The sequence below is a fragment of the Streptomyces sp. NPDC024017 genome (assembly GCF_040638895.1).
Lineage (GTDB): Bacteria > Actinomycetota > Actinomycetes > Streptomycetales > Streptomycetaceae > Streptomyces.
Window position 1 is genome coordinate 225,674 of the sequence record NZ_JBEZYZ010000013.1, and the last position, 19,987, is coordinate 245,660.

Sequence of the window (19,987 nt, forward strand, 5' to 3'; positions counted from 1 at the left end):
AGCCGGTCCGGCGCGCTGTCAGACCCACCACGCTAACGCGTGTGGGCACCTGGTCCACCACGAACCTCGGACCGCCACACCCATCCAGCACTGATTCAGGGCAAATGTCCGCAACTGTGCTGTGAGGCGGCGCAGCTGCGTGTCGAAGTGGCCCTGCGGGTGTTCGACCGGCGAGCCCGGTGGCGTCGACGACGTCGAAGGCGGGTGAGCGGGTGGCGGCCCGGAAGGCCGGGGCGAGCAGCGCGGGAGTGATCAGCCGCATACGGCTGAGCCAGGCGAGGCGGTGGCGTCGTCACGCGTCCCCGTACGCCTCCCCGCCCGCCTCGAAGGCGGCCGTCCCGGCGGTGGCGTCGGCGAGCCAGGACCGGAAGGTGTCCACGTCGGCGTCCGGGAGGGCGATCTCGATCGTGACCGCCTCCCCGTAGCGCACGCCCCGGACCTCGCGCCCGGTGGTGCGCAGGTCGTTCTCGAGCTTTCCGGCCCGCTGGTGGTCGACGGTGACCGTGGCCAGCCGGAACCTGCGGCGGGTGCGGGTGCCGAGGGTGTCCAGAGCCTCGCCGACCGCTCCGCCGTACGCCCGGATGAGCCCACCGGCGCCGAGTTTGACCCCGCCGAAGTAGCGGGTGACGACGGCGACGACGTACCGCATGTCGCGGCGCAGCAGCATCTGGAGCATGGGGACGCCGGCGGTGCCGCCGGGTTCGCCGTCGTCGCTCGCCTTCTGGACGGAGGCGTCGGCGCCGATGACGTAGGCCCAGCAGTTGTGGGACGCGTCGGCGTGCTCCTTGCGGACCGTGGCGATGAAGTCCTGCGCCTCCTGCTCGGTGGCCGCCGGGGCGAGGGCGCACAGGAAGCGGGAGCGGTTGACCTCGGTCTCGTGCACGCCGGCGCCGGCGACCGTGCGGTATTCGTCCTGCATCCGGCCAGCCTAATCGCGTGACCGAGGGCGTTCCGGTCAGCCGGACCCGGACCGGGCCGGGACGTACCCGCCGCGGCCCTTGCGTGCAGCGCGAGCCCGGCGCACATCACCTGAAAGGCCCCATGCCGGTAAGGGGCCCGGGCTACTTCTTGGCGCCCCGGGGCACGGTCACGGACGTGAGGAGCGCGGTGCCGGGGGCGAGGGCCCGCCAGGTCGTGCCGCGCCAGGACAGGACGGCGATCGCGGAGGTGGGGAACTTCGTGCGGACCTGCTCCAGGGTGTCGTCGAGGCCGTCATCGGCGAGGGCCAGGATCAGTTCCTCCAGCTCCGGGTTGTGCCCGATCAGCAGCAGCGTCTCCACCTCGGCGGGCACCTCGTGAATGACGGCCAGCAGACCCGACGGGCCGGCGGCGTACAGCCGCCGGTCGTGCCGGACCGGCGGGGGCGTGCCCCACTCGGCGGCGGCCAGGTCCCAGGTCCGGCGGGCGCGGACCGCGGTGGAGCACAGCGCGAGGTCCGGCAGGAGGTCGGCGTCGGCGAGGGCCCGCCCCGCCGCGGGGGCATCCCGGCGGCCGCGCGGGGCGAGGGGGCGTTCGTGGTCGGCCACGTCCAGCGGCCAGGCGGACTTGGCGTGCCGCAGCACGATCAGGCGGCGCAGCGGGCCCGCTCCGGCACGGTCGATCACGACGGGGCTCCCAGGTCGCGGGTGAGGTCGAGACCGAGGAGCCGGTCGGCGTAGGCGTACGTCTCGAAGCGGGCGCCGTCGGCCAGTTCCGGCTCGGTCTCGACCTGGCGCAGGACGTCCAGCACCCGCGGCACGTCCAGGTCGTCGTCCCAGGCCTCGCGCAGCCGTCTCCGCACGTCGTCGGGAATCGGCCGCGAGGGCTGCCGCGCCCAGCGGGCGACCGCGGTGCGCCAGCGGGCGAGGGTGGCGCGGGCGTCGTCGAGTCCGGCCGCCTCCAGCCGGACGGGGGCGCTGTGGTGCCGGGCGATCAGGGCGAGGCGCAGGGCGGCGGGGTCGGACTGGTCCGGCGGGCCGGGCTCCACGGGCGCGACGGCGATCCGCACCCCGTCGGGTGCCGCCCCGCCCTCGGCGGTGACGTGGACGACCTGGGCCTCGCCCAGACCGGCACTGACGTCGGGGCTGTCCTCGAACGGGCGGATGCCGAGCGTCGCGGCGCCCGCGCGCAGCTCCGCGTGCCGACGGCCGCCGGTCAGCAGCGCCCACACCGGTGTGCCGCCGAGCTCCAGGGTCCGGACGAGCAGGTCCCCGACGAGCAGCACCCGCAGGTTCGTCGTGTCGGAGCCGGGCGCGTGCACCTCGACACGGGTCAGGCCCCGGAGGGCCGGGGCGGCGTCGACCGGCTCACGGGTTCGGGCGTCGATGATGCGCAGCACGAGGCGAGCGTAGGCGGGTGGGCGGGCACACGCAGGCAGGTTCGGCCTTTTCCGGCCACCGTGGCGCGATCATCCCACCAATGGCGTGCCCGGCCGCTCCTCTCAGGCCAGCGTGCCCAGGAACCGCACATGAGGCCGCCCCTCGGGCCCTTCCGGGCTGACGGCGGCCCGCACCCCGTACACCTCGGCGATGAGCTCCGCCGTGAGGACGTCGCCCGGAGTGCCTCCCGCCACGACCCGCCCCGCGCACAGCACGACGACTCGATCGCAGTACATCGCCGCGAGGTTGAGGTCGTGCAGGGCGACGACGGTGGTGACCGGCAGGCTCGTGACCAGGGTGAGCAGGTCGAGCTGGTGGTGGATGTCGAGGTGGTTGGTGGGCTCGTCGAGCAGGAGTTCGCGGGGTTCCTGGGCGAGCGCGCGGGCGATCTGCACCCGCTGGCGTTCGCCGCCCGACAGGGTGTGCCAGAGCCGGCCGGAACGGCCGTCGAGGCCCGTGCGCTCCAGGGCGGCCCGCACCGCGCGCTCGTCGTCCGCGGAGGCGGGTGTCCAGGCGCGGCGGTGCGGGACGCGGCCCAGCCGCACGATGTCCTCGACCGTCAGCTCGACCTGGGTGTCCGACTGTTGCTCGACGACGGCGAGACGCCGGGCGACGGTGCGGCGGGGCAGGTCACCCAGCGGTGTGCCGTCGAGGGTGACGACTCCGGAGGCCGGCGTGAGCAGCCCGGCCAGCAGCCGCAGCAGCGTGGACTTGCCGGAGCCGTTGGGGCCGAGGACACCGACGGTGGAGCCGGTCTCCGGTGCGAGGGCGACGCCGTCCAGGATGAGACGCCCGTCGGCACGGCGGCTGACCCGGTCGGCCCGAAGCCCCGCCTCCACCGATGCCCCCGGGCCGGTCACCGCGCCCTCCGCGTGCGGTACAGCACCGCCACGAACGCCGGCACCCCGATCAGCGACGTCACGACGCCCACCGGAACCTCCTGCGGATCCAGGACCGTACGGGCCAGGGTGTCCACCCACACGAGGAACACCGCGCCCGCCAGGGCGGTGACCGGCAGCAGCCGCGCGTGCCCGGGGCCGGTCAGGGCCCGGGCGGCGTGCGGCAGGACCAGTCCGACGAAGCCGATCGCCCCGGCCGAGCTGACCAGCGCGGCCGTGAGCAGGGCCGTGACGCACAGCAGCACCAGGCGGGTGCGGGCGACCGAGACCCCGAGCGCGGCCGCCGCGTCCTGCCCGAAGGCGAAGGCGTCGAGGGTACGGGCGTAGGACAGGCACACCACCAGTGCCAGGGCCAGCACGGCCAGGCACAGCCACACGTCGGTCCAGCCGGCGCCGCCGAGCGAGCCGAGGAGCCAGAAGAGCACGCCACGGGTCGTCTCGGCGTCGGCGGAGGTCATCACGACGAACGAGGTGAGGGCCGAGAAGAGCTGCATGGCGGCGACGCCCGCGAGGACGACCCGGTCGGTGGTGCCGCCGAGGGTGTGGCTGAGCAGCAGCACCAGCGCGAACGACAGCAGGGCGCCGAGGAACGCGCCCGCGGACACCGAGAGGGCACCGCCGCCCGCGCCGAGCACGACCACGAGGACCGCTCCGGTGGAGGCGCCCGAGGACACCCCGAGCACGAAGGGGTCGGCGAGCGGGTTGCGCAGCAGCGACTGCATCACCGCCCCGCACACGGCCAGTCCGGCTCCGCACACGGCCGCGAGAAGGGTGCGCGGCAGCCGCAGCTGCCAGACGATCCCGTCCCGGATCGGCGTCAGCTCCGAGCTGCCGAGGCCGAGATGGGCGGCCACGACGGACCACACGTCGCCGACGCGGATGTCGGCGGGACCGATGGTGATGGCCACGGCGAGGGAGGCGACGAGCGCGACGGTCCCGGCCGCCCCGAGCGCGAGCCCGGCCCCGCGCCGGGGCCGGAACCCGACGCCCAGGAGTTCCCGGGCGGTCACTTCACCAGCCCGAACCGGCGCAGTCCGGCGGCCACCTGCTCCACGCCCTCGACGGTGCGGATGGTCGGGTTCATGGCCTGCCCGCTGAGCAGCACGTACCGCTTGTGCCGGACGGCGTCCATGTTCTTGGTGACCGGGTTGGACTCCAGGAAGGCGATCTTCTTCGCGGCCGACTCGGCCGTCTGCGACTTGCGGGTGAGGTCGCCGATGACCAGGACGTCGGGGTCGCGGTCGGCGACCGTCTCCCAGTTGACCTGCGGCCACTCCTCGTGTGTGTCGTCGAAGGCGTTCTTCGCGCCGAGGGCCCGGGTGATGATGCCGGGCGCTCCGCAACAGCCGGCCAGGTAGGGCGACTCGGAGTTCGCGAACCAGTAGAGGAGGGTGACGTCGGAGGCGTCGATGCCGGCCGTGGCCTTCTTCATGCGCTGCTGGAGGGAGGCCACGAGCTTGTCGCCCCGCTCCTTCACCCCGAACACGGTCGCGAGGTCGCGGACTTCACCGTAGACGGTGTCGATGCCCAGGGCCTTGTCGCGTGCGCCGTCGCCGCCGCCCGAGTTGTCCTTGCCGGCGCAGTCCGACGGAGAGACGTAGGTGGGGACGCCGAGCTTCTCGAACTGCTCGCGGGTGGCGACGCCGCCCTTGCCGAGGGTGGAGACGAAGGACGCGGCGACGAAGTCGGGCTCGGTGTCCAGGACGCGTTCGAAGGACGGATTGTTGTCGGCGATGCGCGGCACCTTCGCGTCGGCCTTCTCCAGCCCCTTCATCACGGGGTCGGTCCAGGTGGCCGTGCCCGCGAGGCGGTCGGCCAGGCCGAGGGAGAGCAGGATCTCGGTGGTGCCCTGGTTGAGGGAGACGGCATGCCGTGGCGCGGCCGGGACGCGGACCTCGTGCCCGCAGTTGGTGAGCGTGACGGCGGCCTTGGCATCGGTGGACCCGGTGCCGCCGCCGCAGCCGGTCAGGAGCAGGGAGCCGGCCGCGAGCAGGACGGCGGCACGGGCGGGTCGGGCGAGGGGCACGGGAACCAGTCCTCAGTCGTCGAGGGCCCGATCGCGGAGCCCGGTCGTACGGTGCTCCCCCGCCGCATGCGGCCGCGGGGGCCGCCAGCAGGTCTTCGGACTCGGGTTCACCCGGTGCGGGACGCCTTCCCGGACGACCGAAGTCGTCCAGTGGCCGAGGCCCCGCCCGTCCCCCTCACCGCTGCGCGTCAGTTCCGGATTCGCACCGGATTCCCTGACCCACGTACATGGGTTCGACTGGCCTCGGCAAGCTATCACGGAGGCCTCCGGGAATCACCGCGCACTCTGTGCCGTTGTCGTGAGTGCAATGCGTCCACGACTCGCGAGGAGGCCGCCGGTGTACGGCGACGAGGCAACGGTCCGCAGGATCCTCACCGAGCTCGGCGACACGTGGGCCGTGGTGGGCCTGTCGTCGAACCAGCAGCGGGCGGCGTACGGCGTCGCCGCCGTCCTCCAGCGTTTCGGCAAGCGCGTCGTGCCGGTGCATCCGAAGGCGGAGACGGTGCACGGGGAGAAGGGGTACGCGAGCCTGGCGGACATCCCCTTCGACGTGGACGTCGTCGACGTGTTCGTGAACAGCGACCTCGCCGGTCCGGTCGCGGACGAGGCGGTCGCCCGGGGCGCGAAGGCCGTCTGGTTCCAGCTCGGTGTCATCGACGAGGCGGCGTACGAACGGACCCGCGCGGCGGGCCTGGAGATGGTGATGGACCGCTGCCCGGCGATCGAGATCCCACGGCTGTCTCATCACCGCGTACAGAAACCCTGAAGCGTTTCCCAGGAAATACCCGAATCCGGTCAAGGCTGCACAACTCGTCTTCTGCCGCCGGCCGGTCGATTCCTAGCCTGAGGCCTCTTGCTCCCCGAACTCCCCGAGTTCATCTTCGAGAGGCCCTGTATTCATGGAAAGAGACGGCCTGCGCCGGGATGTCGGGCTGATCGGGCTCATGTGGGCATCGGTCGGTTCCATCATCGGCTCGGGCTGGCTGTACGGCGCCGAGAAGGCGGTCGTGACGGCCGGCCCCGCGGCGATCCTGTCCTGGCTCATCGGCGCCGTGGCGATCGTGCTGCTGGCCCTGGTGCACGCGGAACTCGGCGGCATGTTCCCGGTCGCGGGCGGCACGGCCCGCTATCCGCACTACGCGTTCGGCGGGCTGGCCGGCATGTCCTTCGGCTGGTTCTCCTGGCTCCAGGCGGCGACCGTGGCACCGATCGAGGTCGAGGCCATGATCGGCTACGCCGGGCACTGGCACTGGGCCCAGGGCCTCCAGCACGCGAAGGACGGGACGCTGACGACGAGCGGCTTCGTCGTCGCCGTCGTCCTGATGGCCGTGTTCGTCGTCGTCAACTTCCTCGGCGTGCGGATCCTGGCGCACACCAACAGCGCCGCCACCTGGTGGAAGGTGGCCGTGCCGCTGGCCGCGATCTTCATCATCGCCGCCGGCAACTTCCACCCGGGCAACTTCACCGAGCACGGCTTCGCCCCGTTCGGCGCCCACGGCGTGCTGAGCGCCGTCAGTTCCAGCGGCATCATCTTCGCCCTGCTGGGCTTCGAGCAGGCAATCCAGCTGGCGGGCGAGAGCCGCGACCCGCAGCGGGACCTGCCGCGCGCCACGATCGGCTCGGTCGCCATCGGGGCGGCCATCTACGTCCTGCTCCAGATCGTCTTCATCGCCGCCCTGCCGCTGGGCTCCTTCGCGCACGGCTGGACCAAGCTCGACTACCCCGGCATCAGCGGCCCGTGGGCGGGGCTCGCGACCCTGGTGGGCCTCGGCTGGCTGAGCGTGGTGCTGTACCTGGACGCGGTGGTCTCCCCCGGCGGCACCGGCCTGATCTACACGACGGCCACGTCCCGCGTCTCCTACGGGCTGGCCCGCAACGGCTACGCGCCGAAGCTCTTCGTCCGCACCGACGCCCGCGGCGTGCCGTGGTTCGGGCTGGTCGTGTCCTTCGTGACCGGCGTGGTCTGCTTCCTGCCGTTCCCGAGCTGGCAGCAGCTGGTCAGCTTCATCACCTCGGCGAGCGTGCTGATGTACGCGGGCGCCCCGCTGGCCTACGGCGTCTTCGCGGACCGGCTGCCGCACCGGGAGCGCCCCTACCGCCTGCCCGGCGGGAAGGTCCTCTCGCCGCTGTCGTTCGTGGTGGCCAACCTCATCATCTACTGGTCCACCTGGGACACCCTGTGGCGGCTCGGCGTGGCCATCGTCCTCGGCTACGTCCTGCTCGGCGGCTACGCCTGGTACGCCACGCGCAAGGGTCTGCCCGACGCGCCCCGGCTCGACTTCAAGGCCGCCCAGTGGCTGCCCGTCTATCTGCTGGGCATGGGCGTCATCTCCTGGCAGGGCGGCTTCGGCGGCCAGGGGCACCTGGCGCTGTGGTGGGACATCCTGGTCGTCGCGGTGTTCTCGCTGGCGATCTACTACTGGGCCCGGGCCTCGGCCTCCCTGTCCGGGGAGATCGAGCGGAGCATCGAGGAGGTGACCGTCGCGGAGGTGCCCGCACACTGACCGCCTGACCCGGTCAGTCGCCGAGGGCCGTACGGACACCGTCGATCGACGGCACGTCCGTGCGCCCCCGCGCCGATACGCAGGCCACGGCACGCCGCAGGGACCGGTGGAGCAGCAGCGGAGCGTCCGGTCCCAGGGCATCGAGGAGCGGGGTGACGGCGTTCTCCAGCATCGCCGTCACCATGGCCCAGCCGTCCGCGGTCCGGTCGTACAGCAGCCGCAGCGCGGTCCCGGGAGACCTGCCCAGGAGGATGGCGAACAGCTCGCGCAGCGCCTCGTCACGCTCCACGCGTTCCCAGGGAGCGTCGGAGAGGGCGAGCGTCCGCTCCAACAGGTCCTCCGCGTCGACCAGCCCGGCCGTGGCCGGGGACCGGGCCAGTTGCAGCAACGTCACCACGTGCTGGGCGGGTTCGGACCGCTCCGCCGCGGCCACGACGTCGGCGCACAGCGCGGCCACGGCCGGATCACCCGCACCGTGGATCTCGGCCGCGCGGGCCACCAGCGCCGCCACGGCCGGAAGCCTCGGCGAGTCCAGCAGCGGCCGCACCCGTGCGGCGCCGGCCTCCGGGCCAAGGAGAGCCATGTCCACGTAGGCCGCGTACAGCTCGTCCTCCAGGACCGGCGGTGACTCGACGGCCGGGGGCGCGCCGGACGCGGTCGCGAGGCGCTCGTTGACGATGGCCGGGGCGAGCATCACGCCGGTGAGCAGCGGCCCGTGGACGTCCGGAGGCATCCCGAGCAGGGAGCGGTGCGTGTGGGCGAACGGCGGGTAGGGCTGCCGGCCGTCCATCACGGCGAACGCGTAGCGGCGGGAGGCGTCGGCGCCGAAGGCGAAGTGGAACATGGACAGCAGGTACGGGGTGCCGTCGGCGCCGAGGAAGGCCATGGCCGGGTCGGCCTCCCACGGCAGGAGCCGCACCGCGGCCTCGAATCTGCTGCGGTGGTCGGGGCGCACATAGGCCAGGGGCCCGTCCTGCTGCTGCGGCAGGTTCCACTCGTACCGGGGTATCACGGCGTACGCCTGTCGGAACTCGGCCCACAGCCGGTCGGCCGCCGCCCGGTCCGCTCCGGCGGCGGCGATCCCGAAGAGTCCGGCGAGTCCGACGACCCGCTCGCCGGGATCGGTCAGGGCGTGCACGAGGGTGCGGGCGCGGTCCGGGTCCCGTAGGGCGACGGCCTCGGCGAAGCAGCGGATCGCACGGGCCCAGGAGTACGGGTGGCCGACCGACCAGGTGCTGGGCGTCATGGCGCGCAGGACGTCCGACGGGTCGCTGTAGAAGCGCTGTTCGACGAGCCGCTGCCAGTCGTTGGTGTGGTTGATCACCATGGGGATCTCGGCCACGGGGTCGCTGACGGCATTGCCCCGGGACACGCCGCCCCCTTCTTCTCCCACCAGGTGGTAGAAGCCCCACAGCGGCGGGTCGGCCACGGGCGGTACCTCCTCGGCGGCGTGCAGCGCCTCGTCCAGGATCGAGCGGGCCATGGCCATGTCGCCTGCATCGGCGAGCCGGTGGGCGACGAGCGCGAGGGCCGAGTAGCGGTCCTTGAAGGGCGGCTGCCACTCGGTGCCGGCGATCGCGCGGGCGTAGGCCACGGCTCGCCCCGGGGCGCGGCCGGCCAGGGCTTCGGCGAGGGTCTCCAGGTCCCCGTCGTGTTGCAGCCGGCTGAGCATGTCCCGCGACGACGGCTCGGGGGGAACCCGGGCGCAGGCGGCGTCGATCATCGCCGTCGCCGCCTCGCCGTCGAAGGCGGCGAGTACCTTCGCGGCCTTCTTCGTGTACCAGACGCCGTTGCTGAAGCGCAGGACCCGGTCGATCAGCCGGTGCGCGGCGCGGAGGTCGCCGAGGGCCGCCCAGACGCGTGCGGCGTTCAAGAAGGCGTCGTCGACGAGGCCCGTCACCTCCACGGTGTCCAGACGGCACAGCAGCTCTCGCGACAGCGCCGGGTACGGTCCCGCGGCGTGTTCGGCCGCCTCGGCCACCGCCTGGGCGAGCGCGCCGTCCTCCCCGGGCCAGGCTGCGGCAAGTTCGCGCAACGCCTGCTCGGCGAGGCGGTCGGCGTGCTCGGGTCGCGTGGCCCGCAGGGTGCCGGCGAGGCGTACGAGGGACGTCAGCCGTTCCGCGGGAGCGGCGTGGCGCAGGGCGCGCCCGGTCCACGCCAGCAGTTCGTCCCGGTCACCGCCGTGGGCCCGGTCCGCGAGGTCGAGGTAGGCGCCACAACGCCCGGAGCTCAGTCGCGATACGAGTTCGATGGCGTCGCCGTGGTCGGCTTCGTCTGCCGCGGCACGCAGCACGTCGTCGGGCGGAGCCGGTTTCCAGGCCTCGTGCTGGGCCCGCTCCCAGAGGTGAAGGGCCAGCCGCAGGTCGTGGGGAGCGAGCCTGCGTGCCGCCTCCTCCACGAAATCCCGCGCCAAGCCGTGGGGGTCGAGCGGCGCCACGGACGCGGCCTCGCCCAGCAGTTCGCGGACGGTCGCCCGGCGCACCGGATGCGCGGTGTGGCGGTGCACCTCGAGCAGGGCGGCCACCTGCTGCCCGGACGGGGCCAGCGCGCTCAGCCGCTTCATGGCCTCGTCGACCCGGCCGAGCCGGGCCAGCAGGCCGTACACGGCGGGCGCCGCCATGGAGGTCGCCCGCCGCAACTGGCGCCGTACGGTGGCCAGGAAGAGCACCGTCGGGGTGTCCGACGGTGTGGGAGCGCCGTCGAGCAGGTGGTCGGCGGCCGTCTCGACGACCCTGGTGAAGTACCGGTCGGAGCCGAACGCGGCACGGACGGCCAGGCGCAGCCCCGGGCACACCAGGTCCGGCACCTCGGCGGCGACCGCGGGCCGGCACTGTACGAGGTGGTGGGCGAGGTGGGCCAGGCCGTACCGGTCCACCGCCGGCCAGTCGACGTCCGCCCAGGACGGGGCCCCGGCGCGGTAGTGGCGCACGATGCGCTCGTGCCACTCCTGTTCGGCGACGCCCCAGTCGTGGTGCTCGCGGGCGACCTGGGGGTCCGTCAGGAACTGGGCGACGGACGGGTGGTAGAAGGCGTACCGGCCGTCCCGGACGGACAGCAGCCAGCGGATCCGGCCCAGCACCGAGCGAACGGCACGCGGCCAGACCCGGATCCCGGCCAGCGTGCGCAACTGTTCGGGGGTCAGTGGCTCGCGCGCGACGGTCAGGACGCCGAGGAGGGGCTGGGCGGCTCCCTCCCAGGCGGGAGTGACCAGGTCGGTGGGGGTCAGAGGGTCGCTGATGTCGAGCATGCCGAGGCGTTCGAGGTCCGTGCGCGCGGTTTCGACGAAGAACGCGTAGAGGCCGTGGAGTCCGTCAGGAACGGCGTCGGCGTTGGTCAGGCGGGCGGTGAGCGGTGCGTCGTCCTCGTCGATCGCCTGGCGCAGGGCCCGCAGATACATCGCCACGTACAGGAAGTTGCCGCTCGCCTGCCGCACGAGTGCGCGGGCGAACTCCACCGGGTCGCGTCCGTTCGCGCGCAGCGCCTTCGCGGCCGTCTCCGAGGCCATTTCCTGGTCGGCGTAGCTGAGCAGGTCGTCCCGCACCTGCGGTGACAGCGGGTCGATGGTGATCTCGGCGAGGCTCCCGCCGCGGGCGGAGCGGAGCCGGTCGAGCGCGGCGTGCGGGCGCGAGGTGACGACGACCCGTACGTTCGCCGGGAGTTGCGGGCCCGCGGCGAGCCAGTCCAGCAGGGTCGCGCCGGGTTCATGGGCGCCCTCGTCGAGGGCGTCGACGAGGAGCACGATCCGCTCGTCCGGCGCGTCGGACAGCAGCACCTGCGCCGGACCGATCAGCGCCAGGTGGGCGAGGACCCCCGCTTCGAGCAGTCGCGGCTCCACGGTCGCGGTCCCGATCTCGACGCCCAGGGCGCTGCCCGACACCCGGAGGATGTCCTGCTCGACGCGCAGGGACGCGGTCCGGTGGAACGGGGAGGCACGCAGGTCGTCGATGCGGATGCCGACCGCCCTGGCTCCCGCCTCCACCGTCCCGATGCGCTGGTCGACGGTGACCTCCAGCCGCTGCGGCTCAAACAACTCCGGCCGGGCAAGCGCCAGTTGGTGACCGATGGTGAGCAGGAAGGACTGGAGGTCGCTGCCGGCGAGCGCGGTCCGGCTGTCCTTGCGGATGAAGTAGTGCTGCCACTCGGGGTGAGCGCGGGCCAGGCCGGCGAGCAGGCTGGTCTTGCCCGCCCCCGGTTCGCCCGTGACGAGCACGATGCGTGTGGTGGCGTCCGACAGGCACCGCTCGATGTCGCCGGCCAGCCAGGGGCGCGGTACGAACGAGGTGGCGCGGTCCGTGATCAGGTCCTGGAAGAGCAGCCCGGGACCGTTGCCGCCGGTGCCCGTGGCCGGGGCCGTCACCGCTGGTCGCGGAGGTCGACGCCGATCGCCTCGCCGCCCGCCTCGACCCGCCCGGCCCGGACGTCGCCCCTGATCCACCCGGAGGGCCGGTCGGCCCGGACCGCCGCGACGTAGCCGGCGACGGCGTCGACGTCGATCCGCCCGTGGGTGCGCGACGCGTCCTGCGCTCCTGTCTCTCCGGCGAACGTCACGGCGATGCCGTACACGGCCTCGAGGACGCGGCGCAGGGCGTCGACGCGCCGGACCAGCGCCTCGTCCGACGGGTCGATCTCGTCGACTCCGGAGGCGACTTCGTGCAGATCGGCGCGCAGAGCGCGCAGTTCCCCGGAGAACCGCTCCACAGCGGCGGGGTCGGCCGCGGGCAGGACGGCCGGTTCGGCGACGACGGCCGGGGTGTCCGCGGCGGACTGCTCCGCACGGCGTTCACGGCGGGCTCTGAGCAGCTCGCCCGCCTGGTCGTAGAGGAATCTGACGCCCTCGGTGAGGGCCGCGGCGGACAGCGCCGCCAGGGGGAGCAGATCCGTCATGGCGGCAACCGATCCTCGCTGTCGTCAGGACCCTCCACACTACCGCTGCGGCCCCCTCCTCGCTCGGGGTGCGGGTCGACATAATGTGCGGGTGACTTCGCCGGCCCCCCGCACCGAATCGTCGCCCCCGCACCGCGTTCCGGTCGTCGTCGTGGGCGCCGGACCCGCTGGTCTGACCGTCGCGAACGTCCTGCGGGCCGCGTCCGTGGACTGCCTGGTGCTGGAGACCGAGACCCGGGAGTTCATCGAACAGCGGCCCCGGGCCGGGGTCATCGAGGAATGGGCAGTGCGGGGCCTGGAGAAGCGGGGCCTGGCCCGGAACCTGCTGGACCGCGCGGAGTTGCACACCGCGTGCGAGTTCCGTTTCGGCGGAGAGCGTTACCGGTTCCCGTACGGCGAGCTGACGGGCAGCCACCACTTCGTCTATCCGCAGCCGTTGCTCGTGACGGACCTGGTGCGCGAGTACGCCGACGTCCGGGGCGGCCGGATCCGCTTCGGCGTCCGGGACGTGCGGGTCCACGACCTCGACGAAGACCGGCCGTCGGTGTCGTACACCTGCCCCGAGACGGGTCAACGCCAGGTCGTGCACTGCGACTTCGTCGCCGGGTGTGACGGGGCGCGCGGGGCGACCCGGGCCTCGCTCCCGCCCGAGCGGATCCGGATCGCGCGGCACGACTACGGCATCGGCTGGCTGGCCCTGCTCGCCGAGGCACCGCCGTCCGCCGACTGCGTGCTGTTCGGCTGCCACGCGCGCGGCTTCGCCGGCCAGATGCCCCGCAGCCCGCAGGTGACCCGCTACTACCTCCAGTGCCCGCCGGGTGACGACCCGGAGAACTGGCCGCACGAGCGGGTCTGGACGGAGCTACAGGAGCGCCTCGGAGCGGCCGGGGTGCCGCCGCTGACCGAGGGGCGGCTGATCGAGAAGCGCGTGCTGGACATGCACGACTACGTGGTCGAGCCGATGGTGCACGGCCGGCTCTACCTCGCGGGCGACGCGGCCCATCTGGTCGCCCCCATCGCCGCCAAGGGCATGAACCTCGCCCTGCACGACGCCTTCCTGCTCGGCGACGCCCTGGTCGCCCGGCTGACCACCGGTGACGACAGCGGCCTCGACGGCTACGCGGAGGCGTGTCTGCGGCGTGTGTGGGACTACCAGGAGTTCTCGCAGTGGCTGTCCGAGGTGTACCACGGCTCTGCGGCGGGCGACCCGTTCCGCGCGGGCACCACGCTCGCGCGGCTGCGCCGCCTGTTCACCTCGCCCGCGGCGGCCGCCGCCTTCGCCGAGCAGTACCTCGGGACCGCGGCCCGCTACTGACCTGGCCGTGATCAGTCGTGCAGGGGTCGGTCGCTGAGACGGTGGTCGGCCACATTCAGTGCCTCGTCGACGAGCCGGCGCAGATGGCCGTCGCGCAGTGAGTAGATCACCCGGCGGCCCTCCTTTCGCGTGGTCACCAGGCCCGCGAGACGCAGTCGCGCCAGGTGCTGGCTGACGGCCGGCCGGGCCGCCCCGCACGCCTCCGTGAGCGTGGTGACGTCGGCCTCTCCCCCGGTCAGCGCGTGCAGGAGGGCGAGCCGCGTGCGGTCCCCCAGCAGGGCGAGCAGCTCGGCGGCGAGTGCGAACTGCTCCTCGCCGGGGCTGCGCGGATGCGCATCATGCGCAGATGACAGGTGCATGCGTGCGCTCATACGCACATAATGGCGCCACGGCACGGGTACGTCCACTCTCGCGCGCACCGAAAGGGGATCCACGTGAGCGACCGGCACGAGCACTCCCACCCTCATGACCACGGACACGACCAGGGGCACGACCACGGGCACAGGCACGGCCAGGGGCACGGGCACAGCCAGGGGCACCGGCACCGTCTGCGCCACCGGGTGGGCCATCTCCTGGCCCCGCACTCCCACGAGACGGCCGACAAGGTCGACTCCGCCCTGGAGTCCTCGGCCCGCGGGATGCGGGCGCTCTGGGTCTCGCTCGGCGTCCTCGGCGTGACGGCGCTGGCCCAGGCGGTTGTGGTGGCCGTCTCCGGGTCGGTGGCGCTGCTCGGGGACACGGTGCACAACACCGCGGACGCGCTGACCGCCGTCCCGCTCGGGATCGCCTTCGTGCTGGGCCGGCGCGCGGCCACGCGCCGCTTCACCTACGGCTACGGGCGGGCCGAGGACCTGGCGGGCCTGGTGATCGTGCTGACGATCGCCGCGTCCGCGGCCTTCGCGGGCTGGGCGGCCGTGGACCGGCTGCTGGATCCGCGACCCGTCGCTCACGTCCCGGCGGTCGCCGTGGCCGCCGTCGTCGGCTTCGCCGGCAACGAGTGGGTGGCCCGCTACCGCATCCGCGTCGGCCGCTCGATCGGCTCGGCCGCGCTGGTCGCCGACGGACTGCACGCCCGCACCGACGGCTTCACCTCACTGGCCGTGCTGCTGGGCGCCGGAGGCTCGGCGCTGGGGTGGCAGCTGGCGGACCCGATCGTCGGGCTGGCGATCACCGCGGCCATCGTGCTGGTGCTGCGGGACGCGGCCCGGGAGGTGTTCCGCCGGGTGATGGACGCCGTCGACCCGGCGCTCGTGGACCGGGCCGAGCGGGCCCTGACCGAGGTTCCCGGGGTGCGCGGGGTGGGTGAGCTGCGGCTGCGATGGATCGGCCACCGGCTGCGCGCCGAGGTGGCGGTCGTGGTGGACGGCGAGGTGACGGTGCGCGAGGCCCACCGCATCGCCGTGGACGCCGAGCACGCGCTACTGCACGCGGTACCGCGTCTGACCGCGGCCCTGGTGCATGCGGATCCGGAGCCGGCCCCGGGCGAGAGCGACCCGCATCTTCCGCTGGCCCATCACATCGCGGCGTGAGTCAGGAGACCCCGAGCCCCTCCAGCACGACGGCACCCGGCAGTTCCGCGAACGCCTTGCCCGGGACGAGCAGCTTGCCGCGCCGCCGGCCACTGCCGACGAGCACGTACGGCAGGTCGACGACGGCTGCGTCCACCAGGACGGGCCAGCCGTCCGGCAGGCCGAGCGGGGTGATGCCGCCGTACTCCATGCCGGTCTCACCGGTCGCCGTGTCCATCGAGGCGAAGGAGGCCTTGCGGGCGCCGAGTTGGCGGCGCACGACGCCGTTCACGTCGACCCGGGTGGTGGACAGCACGACGCACGCCGCGAGCGTGGACTCGCCGCCCCGCTTGCCCGCGACGACCACGCAGTTCGCGGACCGCTCCAGCAGGTCCTGCCCGTAGTGCTCGACGAAGGTGGCGGTGTCGGCCCACTCCGGTTCGGTGTCGACGTAGACGATCTGGTCGGCAGGGACGCTGCCCGACCAGTGGCGTACGGCGTCGGCGACCGGGCCGGTGAGTTCGTCGAGGCAGGCGGGGGCCGGACGGGCGTTGTCGAAGTGTCCGATGGGTGCGCGCATGTCGGCACGCTAACAACTGCGGACCGGCGGCGGACCGGGCGTCTCAGGACACGGGCGGCACCGAGACGGCCATGACCATCTCCATGGGCGCGTCCCCGGTGTTGCCGTAGGTGTGCGGGACGTTGGCCTCGAAGTGGACGCTGGCGCCCGCGGGCACGTGGTGCTCGACGCCGTCGACGGTGAGGGTCAGTTCGCCCGCCGTGACGTGGAGCAGTTCGGTCGTGCCGGCGGGGTGCGGGTCCGACGGGCTGCTCTCGCCGGGCATCAGCCGCCAGTCCCACATCTCCAGCGGGCCCGGCGCCTCGGTGCCCGCGAGGAGCCGGTTGTAGCTGCCGGCGTCGGTGTGCCACAGCCGTACGGCCTGCCCTGCCGGGATGATGCGGACGTTCGGGCCCTGCTCGTAGTCGAGCAGGGTGGTGATGCTGACGCCGAGCGCGTCGCCGATCTTGACGACGGTACCGAGGCTGGGGTTGGTGCGGGCCTGCTCGATCTGGATGAGCATGCCGCGGCTGACGCCCGCCCGGGCGGCGAGCACGTCCAGGGTGAAGCCGCGCACCGCGCGCCAGTGCTTGACGCTCCGCGCCAGGGACTGGGTCAGCAGGTCGAGGTCCGACACGTTCCGTCCAATATTCTGTATGACACAGTGCAATGAGCTGCACTATGGTGTGGTTGACCTGATCGTTCATTGAACTGTACTGCGAGGTATCCGTCCCATGACAGCGCTCTTCGCCCTGGCCACCAGCCTGTTGTGGGGGCTGGCCGACTTCGGCGGCGGCCTGCTGACCCGGCGCACGCCCGCGCTCACGGTGGTCGTGGTCTCGCAGTCGATCGCGGTGGTGGTGCTCGGCGCGGTGGTGGTGGCGACCGGCGGCTGGAGCGAGACGGGGCCGCAGCTGTGGTTCGCCGTGGCGGCCGGACTGGTCGGGCCGGTGGCGATGCTCGCCTTCTACAAGGCCCTCGCGCTCGGCCCGATGGGCGTGGTCTCGCCGCTGGGGTCGATCGGTGTGGCCGTGCCGGTCGGGGTGGGCCTGGTGCTGGGCGAGCGTCCAGGTCTGCTGCAGTTCGTCGGCATTCTGGTGGCCGTCGCCGGTGTGTGCCTCGCCGGCGGCCCCCAGTTCCGCGGCGCCCCCGTCCAGCGGCAGGCCATCGCCCTGACCCTGCTCGCGGCGTTCGGCTTCGGCGCGGTGATGGCCCTGATCGCCGAGGCGTCGTCGACGCTCACGGGGCTGTTCCTCGCCCTGTTCGTGCAGCGGGTGACGAACGTCGCCGCCGGCGGACTGGCGCTGTACGTCTCGGTACGGCGCGGGTCGCCGGCGCTCCCGGCGGACGGCTTCCCCTGGCGCTCCCTGCCCGCCCTCGCCTTCGTCGGCCTCGCGGACGTCGCCGCGAACGGCACGTACTCGATCGCCGCGCAGCACGGCCCGGTGACGGTCGCCGCCGTGCTGGCCTCCCTGTACCCGGTGGTGACGGCCGTGGCCGCACGCGGCGTCCTCCGCGAACGGCTGCGGGCGGTGCAGGCCGCGGGTGCGGGACTGGCCCTGGTGGGGACGGTACTGCTGGCATCGGGCTGAGCCGGGCTCACCGCGCGGAGCGGGTGCAGGGCACGGGCGACCGCCGGGCCTTCAGGCACCGAGGCGCCGCACCGCCTCCACTTGGCGCATCCGAGCCGTGCACAGGGTGCGGAAGCCGGGCGGCCGCCCAGCCGGGTGTCTTCGGGCAGTCCTCACGGCCGAGGCCCGTCCGAGCCCTGAGGGATCCCTCGCGGGCGTCAGGACGATCCCGGCTCCAGTTCCGCGAGTCCGGCCGCTGTCTCCTCGTCCAGTTCGGCCAGCCGCGCCGCCGTCTCCTCGTCGAGGTCCGACAGCGCGCGGAGCTGCTCGGGGGTGACGCCCTCCGGTATCGGTACCGGCGCCGGGGTGCGCAGCGGTGGCTGCCAGCCATCGGCGGGGGTCCAGCGCCGTACGACGCGGGCCGGTGCGCCCGCCACCACGGCGTGGTCGGGCACCGTGCCCCGCACGACCGCGCCCGCGGCCACCACCACGTTCCGCCCGATCCGGGCGCCCGGCAGGATCACCGCTCCCGTGCCGATCCAGCAGCCGGACCCGATCTCCACCGGCTCCATCCGCGGCCACTGCTTGCCGATCGGCTCGTGCGGATCGTCGTAGGAGTGGTTCGTCGACGTGACGTAGACGTACGGGCCGAAGTAGCAGTCGCTGCCGATCGTGACCGTCGTGTCGGCGATGACGTGGCTGCCGCGGCCCAGGACGACACCGTCGCCGAGGCGCAGGATCGGGTCCGGGCCGAGGTCGAGGTCGGGCATCAGGCCCGCGGTGAGGGTGACCTGTTCGCCGATGATGCAGTGGGAGCCGAGGTGGATCCAGGGCTCGCCGAAGACCGTGCCGAGCGGGAAGGCGAGCCTGGTACCTGTTCCCATCGCGCCGAAGCGGTAGCGGCCGGGGTGCTCGGCGGTGACGGAGGCCGTCCGCTGCAGCCAGGCCCAGCCCGCGTGGACGGCGCGCTGTGTGAGGCCCCGCCGCCAGGATGAGAACGTGTTCTTGCGCTTCGGCACCCGCTCACCGTACTCAGCGGCCCTTCACCCCGCGGCGTCGGATGCCTGTGATCTTCGCCCCACCGAGTGGCGTACGGTGTGCGCGTTGTCTACGGCGCTGGGAGGCGGGCATGGGTCAGCGGGCGATGATCACGGGGATCGGCGGCAGGGAGCCGGAGATCGACGAGTCGGCGTTCGTGGCGCCGACGGCGTCGGTGATCGGGAGCGTGACGCTGAGCGCGGGTGCGAGCGTCTGGTACGGAGCCGTGGTGCGCGGCGACGTCGAGGCGATCTCCGTCGGGGCGAGCAGCAACGTCCAGGACAACTGCACGCTCCATGCCGACCCGGGGTTTCCCGTGAGCGTCGGCGAGCGGGTGAGCATCGGGCACAACGCGGTGGTGCACGGGGCGACCGTGGAGGACGACTGCCTGATCGGGATGGGCGCGACGGTCCTGAACGGCGCCGTGATCGGAGCCGGGTCGCTGGTCGCCGCACAGGCCCTGGTGCCCCAGGGCATGGTCGTGCCGCCCGGCTCACTGGTGGCGGGGGTCCCCGCGAAGGTGCGGCGGGAGCTGTCGGAGGAGGAGCGGCAGGGCGTCACCCTCAACGGCACGATGTACGCCGAGCTGGCCAAGGCGCACCGCGAGGTGCACGCCTAGCAGGAAGGCCGTTCCACTCCGCGCTACTCCGCGCTACTCCGCGCTACTCCGCGCTACTCCGCGGCGGGTACCGGCTGGGCCTTCTTCGCCTTGCGCTTGATCACCAGCATGGACGTGAGGCCCACCAGGACCGCCGCCACCAGGCCCAGCCACGAGAAGCGCTTCAGCCAGGACTCGGCGACGATGCCGACGTAGTAGATGACGGCTGTCGTGCCGCCCGCCCAGAGGATGCCGCCGAGGACGTTGGCGACGGCGAACTTCCAGTACGGCATGCGGAGGACGCCGGCGAGGGGGCCCGCGAAGATGCGCAGGAGGGCGACGAAGCGGCCGAAGAAGACGGCCCACATGCCCCACTTCTCGAAGGACCGCTCGGCGGTGGCGATGTGCCCCTCGCTGAAGTGCTTGGGGAACTTGTTGCCCAGCCACGCCAGCAGGGGCCGCCCGCCCTTGCGGCCGATGGCATAGCCGATCGAGTCGCCGATGATCGCGCCGGCCGTGGCGCTGGCGCCGAGGACGACGGGGTCGATCTCGCCGTGCTGGGACGCCAGCAGCGCCGAGGAGACGAGGATGATCTCGCCCGGCAGCGGGATGCCCAGGCTTTCCAGGCCGATGACCAGCCCCACCAGTGCGTATACGGCCACCGCGGGTACGGTTTCGAGCCACTCCTGGACGTGCAACGCCGGTTCCTTTCCCTGAGCTTCCCTGCG

At 73.2% G+C, this 19,987-nt stretch carries 19 protein-coding genes and 1 riboswitch; of the genes, 6 read left to right on the top strand and 13 right to left on the bottom strand.

Going from position 1 to position 19,987, the window contains the following annotated elements; genetic code table 11:
• Positions 1–292: 292 nt before the first annotated feature.
• The 6 genes from AB0G20_RS31785 to AB0G20_RS31810 all read right to left on the bottom strand — a co-directional run bounded on the left by AB0G20_RS31785 (position 293) and on the right by AB0G20_RS31810 (position 5,282).
• A complete protein-coding gene (locus tag AB0G20_RS31785) occupies positions 293–919 on the bottom strand; it encodes a YigZ family protein (RefSeq protein ID WP_361308348.1) in 627 nt (208 codons plus the stop codon).
• A gap of 142 nt (positions 920–1,061) precedes the next feature.
• Positions 1,062–1,604, bottom strand: coding sequence for a histidine phosphatase family protein (locus AB0G20_RS31790; protein WP_361308350.1), 543 nt, complete (start codon positions 1,602–1,604; stop codon positions 1,062–1,064).
• Complete coding sequence (locus AB0G20_RS31795; RefSeq protein WP_361308352.1) at positions 1,601–2,317, bottom strand: hypothetical protein; 717 nt, start codon at positions 2,315–2,317, stop codon at positions 1,601–1,603. Before AB0G20_RS31795 ends, AB0G20_RS31790 begins: the two co-directional genes overlap by 4 nt.
• Before the next feature lie 102 nt (positions 2,318–2,419).
• Positions 2,420–3,217 (bottom strand): ABC transporter ATP-binding protein, encoded by a 798-nt coding sequence (locus tag AB0G20_RS31800; RefSeq protein ID WP_361308354.1) that lies wholly within the window; start codon positions 3,215–3,217, stop codon positions 2,420–2,422.
• Positions 3,214–4,248 carry an iron chelate uptake ABC transporter family permease subunit gene (locus AB0G20_RS31805; protein WP_361308526.1) on the bottom strand — a complete coding sequence of 345 codons (1,035 nt, stop codon included), beginning with the start codon at positions 4,246–4,248 and terminating at the stop codon, positions 3,214–3,216. The genes AB0G20_RS31800 and AB0G20_RS31805 overlap by 4 nt, the downstream gene beginning before the upstream one ends.
• A gap of 14 nt (positions 4,249–4,262) precedes the next feature.
• A complete protein-coding gene (locus tag AB0G20_RS31810) occupies positions 4,263–5,282 on the bottom strand; it encodes an ABC transporter substrate-binding protein (protein ID WP_361308356.1) in 1,020 nt (339 codons plus the stop codon).
• A 68-nt stretch (positions 5,283–5,350) separates the two neighbouring features.
• A riboswitch (cobalamin riboswitch) is annotated at positions 5,351–5,539 on the bottom strand.
• A gap of 80 nt (positions 5,540–5,619) precedes the next feature.
• Between AB0G20_RS31810 and AB0G20_RS31815 the strand changes: the two genes are divergently transcribed.
• Complete coding sequence (locus AB0G20_RS31815; RefSeq protein ID WP_361308358.1) at positions 5,620–6,048, top strand: CoA-binding protein; 429 nt, start codon at positions 5,620–5,622, stop codon at positions 6,046–6,048.
• 133 nt (positions 6,049–6,181) lie between these two features.
• Complete coding sequence (locus AB0G20_RS31820) at positions 6,182–7,786, top strand: APC family permease (protein ID WP_361308360.1); 1,605 nt, start codon at positions 6,182–6,184, stop codon at positions 7,784–7,786.
• 13 nt (positions 7,787–7,799) lie between these two features.
• Here the strand turns inward: AB0G20_RS31820 and AB0G20_RS31825 are convergent, their stop codons facing one another.
• Positions 7,800–12,143, bottom strand: a complete 4,344-nt coding sequence (locus AB0G20_RS31825) for an ATP-binding protein (RefSeq protein WP_361308362.1) — start codon at positions 12,141–12,143, stop codon at positions 7,800–7,802.
• Positions 12,140–12,670 (bottom strand): hypothetical protein, encoded by a 531-nt coding sequence (locus AB0G20_RS31830; protein WP_361308364.1) that lies wholly within the window; start codon positions 12,668–12,670, stop codon positions 12,140–12,142. Before AB0G20_RS31830 ends, AB0G20_RS31825 begins: the two co-directional genes overlap by 4 nt.
• Positions 12,671–12,761: 91 nt before the next feature.
• Here AB0G20_RS31830 and AB0G20_RS31835 point away from each other — a divergent pair, with 91 nt between their 5' ends.
• Entirely contained in the window at positions 12,762–13,985 is a 1,224-nt protein-coding gene (locus tag AB0G20_RS31835; RefSeq protein WP_361308366.1) for a 4-hydroxybenzoate 3-monooxygenase, read from the top strand.
• Positions 13,986–13,996: 11 nt separating this feature from the next.
• Here AB0G20_RS31835 and AB0G20_RS31840 read toward each other — a convergent pair whose 3' ends face one another.
• Positions 13,997–14,356, bottom strand: coding sequence for a metalloregulator ArsR/SmtB family transcription factor (locus AB0G20_RS31840; RefSeq protein WP_361308368.1), 360 nt, complete (start codon positions 14,354–14,356; stop codon positions 13,997–13,999).
• A gap of 63 nt (positions 14,357–14,419) precedes the next feature.
• On the opposite strand from AB0G20_RS31840, the gene AB0G20_RS31845 reads away from it, so the two are divergent.
• Positions 14,420–15,514 carry a cation diffusion facilitator family transporter gene (locus AB0G20_RS31845; RefSeq protein ID WP_361308370.1) on the top strand — a complete coding sequence of 365 codons (1,095 nt, stop codon included), beginning with the start codon at positions 14,420–14,422 and terminating at the stop codon, positions 15,512–15,514.
• 1 nt (position 15,515) lies between these two features.
• Here AB0G20_RS31845 and AB0G20_RS31850 read toward each other — a convergent pair whose 3' ends face one another.
• Together AB0G20_RS31850 and AB0G20_RS31855 are read right to left on the bottom strand one after the other, a co-directional pair.
• Positions 15,516–16,073: a YbaK/EbsC family protein gene (locus AB0G20_RS31850; protein ID WP_361308372.1), complete on the bottom strand. Its 558-nt coding sequence runs from the start codon at positions 16,071–16,073 to the stop codon at positions 15,516–15,518.
• A gap of 43 nt (positions 16,074–16,116) precedes the next feature.
• Positions 16,117–16,689, bottom strand: coding sequence for an XRE family transcriptional regulator (locus AB0G20_RS31855; RefSeq protein WP_361308374.1), 573 nt, complete (start codon positions 16,687–16,689; stop codon positions 16,117–16,119).
• A 97-nt stretch (positions 16,690–16,786) separates the two neighbouring features.
• On the opposite strand from AB0G20_RS31855, the gene AB0G20_RS31860 reads away from it, so the two are divergent.
• A complete protein-coding gene (locus tag AB0G20_RS31860; RefSeq protein ID WP_361308376.1) occupies positions 16,787–17,644 on the top strand; it encodes a DMT family transporter in 858 nt (285 codons plus the stop codon).
• Between the two features lie 197 nt (positions 17,645–17,841).
• On the opposite strand, the gene AB0G20_RS31865 is transcribed toward AB0G20_RS31860, so the two are convergent.
• Positions 17,842–18,642, bottom strand: a complete 801-nt coding sequence (locus AB0G20_RS31865; protein WP_361308378.1) for an acyltransferase — start codon at positions 18,640–18,642, stop codon at positions 17,842–17,844.
• A 110-nt stretch (positions 18,643–18,752) separates the two neighbouring features.
• Here AB0G20_RS31865 and AB0G20_RS31870 point away from each other — a divergent pair, with 110 nt between their 5' ends.
• Positions 18,753–19,280: a gamma carbonic anhydrase family protein gene (locus AB0G20_RS31870; RefSeq protein WP_361308380.1), complete on the top strand. Its 528-nt coding sequence runs from the start codon at positions 18,753–18,755 to the stop codon at positions 19,278–19,280.
• Positions 19,281–19,333: 53 nt separating this feature from the next.
• Here AB0G20_RS31870 and AB0G20_RS31875 read toward each other — a convergent pair whose 3' ends face one another.
• Positions 19,334–19,957: a DedA family protein gene (locus AB0G20_RS31875; protein ID WP_361308382.1), complete on the bottom strand. Its 624-nt coding sequence runs from the start codon at positions 19,955–19,957 to the stop codon at positions 19,334–19,336.
• Positions 19,958–19,987: the final 30 nt, after the last annotated feature.